Raw genomic sequence first — 4,257 nt, 5'->3', positions numbered from 1 at the left:
CCATCATCCAATTGGCGATTGCGGCCGGCGCCACGGTCGGCGGCGTGGCGTTCGACCTGCACGGCTACCAGGCGACCTTTGAACTGAGCGCAGGGTTGCTGGTGATTGCCGCGCTGGTGGCCGGCCTGGCCTCACGATGCGCAACACGGGCATTCGAGGCCCAGCGCGCTACCTGAAAAACACGCTCGGCGTCTTGCCAAACTGTTTCTTGAACATGCTGGTAAAGGCGCTCGGGCTGTCATAGCCCAGCTCGAGCGCCACGTCGATAATCTTCTCGCCCACCGCAATGCGCTCCAGCGCCAGCAGCAGGCGTGCCTGTTGGCGCCATTGGCCGAAGGTCATGCCGGTTTCCTTGCGGAACAGGCGCTGGATGGTTTTCTGGTCCAGGCCCAGGCGCTCGCTCCAATCGGCCACGGTGGAGGCATCGCCCGGGTCGTGCTGCCACGCCACGCAGATCTGGTGGATGCGCGGGTCGGCGGGCTGCGGCAGCGACAGCGGCAAGGCTGGCAACAAGGCCAGCTCATCGAGGATCAGGTGCATGATCCGCGCATCCCGCGAGTCTTCGGTGTACGGCGGCTTCAGGCTGACCGAGGCTTTGATCAGCTCACTGAGCAGCGGCGAAATGCTCACCGCCTTGGTTTCGGTGGGCAGGTTCGGGAAGCTGTCGGGGCGCACAAACACACTGCGCATTTTCAGCGCGCCCACGCAGCGCAGGGAATGCACGTGCCCGCTCGGCATCCAGAAACCGCGATTGGGCGGCACTGTCCACTGGTTCTGCGCCGAATGCACAACCATCACGCCTTCGGTGGCGTAGAGCAGTTGATGCTTCTCGTGGCGGTGGTTGGGGATTACCCAGTTTTCCGGATAATCGGTGGCCGAACTGATCACTGCCCAGTCGCCTTCGTCGATTTCCTGAAGAAATACATCCAGTGGTTTGATCATTTCGCCCTTTTTGCGAGAGTTGCCTCCCGAATTACGCGAGACAGGCATTTTTGACGAATCTAGCATGAACACCGAAACAATTTGAAATGGGCAACCGGCTAAAGTACTGGTTGCCTCTGTTTGCTGCCTTGATTGGAATGCCTGCATGTCGACCCTGACCGCATCACCTGCCGCTACATCGAGTCCGCCCCAAGTAAGCCCGTTGGTCATGCGCATTCTGGGCGCCTGTGCCCTGGCGCACCTGATCAATGACCTGATCCAGGCCGTGCTGCCGTCGATCTACCCGATGCTCAAAGCCAATTACGGGCTGTCGTTTACCCAGGTCGGCCTGATCACCCTGACCTTCCAGCTGACCGCCTCGCTGCTGCAACCGTGGATTGGCTACCACACCGACCGCCATCCCAAGCCATGGCTGCTGCCGGCGGGCATGGTGTGCACCCTGGTCGGCATCCTGATGCTGGCGTTTGTCGGCAGCTTCCCGGCGATTCTGCTCGCGGCAGGCCTGGTGGGCGTGGGCTCGTCGACCTTCCACCCGGAAACCTCACGCGTTGCGCGCCTGGCCTCCGGTGGGCGTTATGGCCTGGCGCAATCGACCTTCCAGGTCGGCGGCAACACCGGCAGCGCCCTCGGCCCGTTGCTGGCGGCGGCGATCATCATTCCCTACGGGCAGACCCATATCGCCTGGTTCGGGCTGTTTGCGGTATTCGCGATCCTGGTGCTGTACGGCCTGAGCCGCTGGTACCGCAACCATCTCAACCTGTTCAAGCTCAAGCAAGGCGGCAAGGCCACCCATGGCCTGTCCAAAGGCCGGGTGACGTTTGCGCTGGTGGTACTGGCGGTGCTGGTGTTCTCTAAATACTTCTACATGACCAGCCTGACCAGTTACTTCACGTTTTACCTGATTGAAAAATTCCACCTGTCGGTCGCCAGCTCGCAGATGTACCTGTTCCTGTTTCTCGGCGCGGTGGCCGTGGGCACCTTTGCCGGTGGCCCGATCGGCGACAAGATCGGCCGCAAGAAGGTCATCTGGTTCTCGATCCTGGGGGCTGCGCCCTTCACCCTGGCCCTGCCCTACGTCGACCTGTTCTGGACCGCCGTGCTCAGCGTGATGATCGGCTTTATCCTCGCCTCGGCCTTCTCGGCCATCGTGGTGTTCGCCCAGGAACTGGTGCCGGGCAATGTGGGCATGATCGCCGGCATCTTCTTCGGCCTGATGTTCGGCTTCAGCGGGATCGGCGCAGCCTTGCTCGGTTTGCTCGCCGACAGCCACGGCATCGCGTATGTCTACCAGATATGCTCGTTCCTGCCGCTGGTGGGGATTCTGACGATCCTGTTGCCGTCGACCAAAGGCGTGTAAACCGCCGATCATCGGCTGGCGCTATGCCAGCACGATGAATGCTCTGAAAAACCTGCGGGTGCGCTTACAATCCCGGTTTAAACGCACCTGCAGGCAGACCCGGCAAGAAATGACGCTCGACCCTCCCACGATCCTGGCACTTACCGTTGCCCTGGCAGCCGCTGCCGCCCTGTACCTGGCCATTGAATGGCGCAGCGTACGCGAACCTTCGCTGCTGTACTGGAGCGCCGGTTTCGCCACCATCACTGTCGGTTCCACCCTCGCCCTGCTGCGCATCAACGGCTACCTGCTGATCGGTATCTGGTTTGCCAACGGCTTGCTGGTGATCGCGCACTTCCTGTTTTTGCTCGGCGTGGCGCGGTTCACCCAGGCGCGCCTCTCGCGCCTGTGGCTGCTGATGCCGGTCGTATGGCTCGGCATGCTGACGCTGCCGGCCGACCTGCCCTGGTCCAAGGCGATGCTGGGCGTGCAATCGCTGCTGGTGGCGCTGCCGACCTTGCGCGCCAGTTTCCTGCTGCGCCCGCACGGCAAATCCCTCAGCATCGGCGCGGTGCAGCTGCGTTACGTGCTGCTGATCCACGGCGTGTTCTACGTGGCCAAGGCGCTGTCGGTGGCAATCCCCGGCACGCTGATCGACCTCGCCGCGTTCAAGGGCGAAATCATTCAAGTGTCGCTGGTGGAAGGCGCCATGGCGATCATGCTGATTGCCCTGTCCATGACCGGCTCGGAACGCTACCGGCGCGAACAGCAGATCGCCCGCCTCGCCGCCCGCGACCCGCTCACCGCCCTGTACAACCGCCGCGCCCTCGACCTGCGCGCACCGCGCTTGCTCGGCCAGGTATCGCCGGCACAGCCGGGCGCGCTGCTGCTGATCGACATCGACAACTTCAAACTGGTCAACGACCTTTACGGGCATACCGCCGGCGACCGCTTGCTGATCGCCCTGAGCGAGATGATCCGCAGCGTAGTCCCGCAAGGCGCGTTGGCTGCACGCCTGGGCGGCGATGAATTTGTGATCCTGCTGAACCCGGCCTCGACCGAGCAGATTGTCGAGCTGGGCAGCAGCCTGCGCGAGCAATTCCAGCAGCTCGCCGCGCAGACCTTCGCCACCCCGGCCCGTGTGACCTTGAGCATCGGCGCCAACCTGTTCGACCAGCCGCCCGCCAGCCTGGCCGCCTTGATCGAACAAGGCGACACCACCCTGTACGAATCCAAGCGCGGCGGGCGTGACAGCATTCGGCTGGTGGACCGTACCGGCGCCAGCGCCTTGCGCTAGAGGTCGTAGTTGACCGCCACGCTGCGCCCGGTGTTTACCGACGCCAACGCACAGTCCGCCAGGTGCAAGGCGTACACCCCGTCGCGCACGCTGGTGGGCAGTGCCTGGCCGCTGTTCAATGCGTCGATGAACTGCGTCAGCTCATTGCGATAGGCCTGGGCATAACGCTCGAGGAAAAAGGGCTGCAACGGCTCCAGCGCCTCGGTATGGTCGGCGCTCCAGTGGCGCAAGGTGCTGGGGCGATGGTTGTCGGTGAGCAACACGCCCTCCGCCCCGGAGACTTCCACGCGCTGGTCGTAGCCGTACACCGCCTGGCGGCAGCAGTTGATATGGCACTGTTTGCCGGAGGCGGTGCGCAGCAGCACCATCACGCTGTCGTAGTCGTCGATCTGTTCCAGGCTCGGGTCCACCAGGCGGCTGGCGATGGCGCTGACTTCCACCGGTTCTTCACCGAGCAGGTGGCGGGCGGTGTCGAAGTCGTGGATGGTCATGTCGCGCAGGATACCGCCCGAGTGTTCGAGGTAATCACGCGGCGCCAGGCCCGGGTCGCGGCTGGTGATGATCACCTGGCGCACAGCGCCGATCTGCCCGGCGTCGAGGGCCTGGCGCAGGCGCAGCATGTCGGGGTCGAAGCGCCGGTTGAAGCCGAGCATCACTTTGCCGCCTTGGCGCTCCACAGCCT

Annotated in this window: 4 protein-coding genes and 1 pseudogene; 3 read left to right on the top strand and 2 right to left on the bottom strand. The window is 63.6% G+C overall.

Annotated elements, in window-relative coordinates; translation table 11 throughout:
- Positions 1 to 176, top strand: a pseudogene (locus tag WBR57_RS07645) (MFS transporter); the annotation flags it as partial.
- Here the strand turns inward: WBR57_RS07645 and WBR57_RS07640 are convergent.
- Complete coding sequence (locus WBR57_RS07640) at positions 169 to 990, bottom strand: AraC family transcriptional regulator (RefSeq protein ID WP_424083315.1); 822 nt, start codon at positions 988 to 990, stop codon at positions 169 to 171. The pseudogene WBR57_RS07645 and the gene WBR57_RS07640 overlap by 8 nt on opposite strands.
- Before the next feature lie 97 nt (positions 991 to 1,087).
- On the opposite strand from WBR57_RS07640, the gene WBR57_RS07635 reads away from it, so the two are divergent.
- Together WBR57_RS07635 and WBR57_RS07630 are read left to right on the top strand one after the other, a co-directional pair.
- Positions 1,088 to 2,299 (top strand): MFS transporter, encoded by a 1,212-nt coding sequence (locus WBR57_RS07635; RefSeq protein ID WP_122540128.1) that lies wholly within the window; start codon positions 1,088 to 1,090, stop codon positions 2,297 to 2,299.
- Between the two features lie 109 nt (positions 2,300 to 2,408).
- A complete protein-coding gene (locus WBR57_RS07630; RefSeq protein WP_424083314.1) occupies positions 2,409 to 3,575 on the top strand; it encodes a GGDEF domain-containing protein in 1,167 nt (388 codons plus the stop codon).
- Here the strand turns inward: WBR57_RS07630 and WBR57_RS07625 are convergent.
- Positions 3,572 to 4,257, bottom strand: a 686-nt coding sequence (locus WBR57_RS07625; protein WP_424083313.1) for a Gfo/Idh/MocA family protein, incomplete at its 5' end; no start/stop codon positions are given. The genes WBR57_RS07630 and WBR57_RS07625 overlap by 4 nt on opposite strands.

This window comes from Pseudomonas sp. (genome assembly GCF_049590575.1).
Lineage (GTDB): Bacteria > Pseudomonadota > Gammaproteobacteria > Pseudomonadales > Pseudomonadaceae > Aquipseudomonas.
Note: the sequence above shows the minus strand (reverse complement) of the source record. Positions and strands in the feature narration are given on the sequence as shown.

Coding starts and splice junctions, on each gene's coding strand:
- WBR57_RS07635 (WP_122540128.1), top strand. CDS start 1,088: ATGTCGACCCTGACCGCATCACCTGCCGCTACATCGAGTCCGCCCCAA.
- WBR57_RS07630 (WP_424083314.1), top strand. CDS start 2,409: ATGACGCTCGACCCTCCCACGATCCTGGCACTTACCGTTGCCCTGGCA.
- WBR57_RS07640 (WP_424083315.1), bottom strand. CDS start 990: ATGCCTGTCTCGCGTAATTCGGGAGGCAACTCTCGCAAAAAGGGCGAA.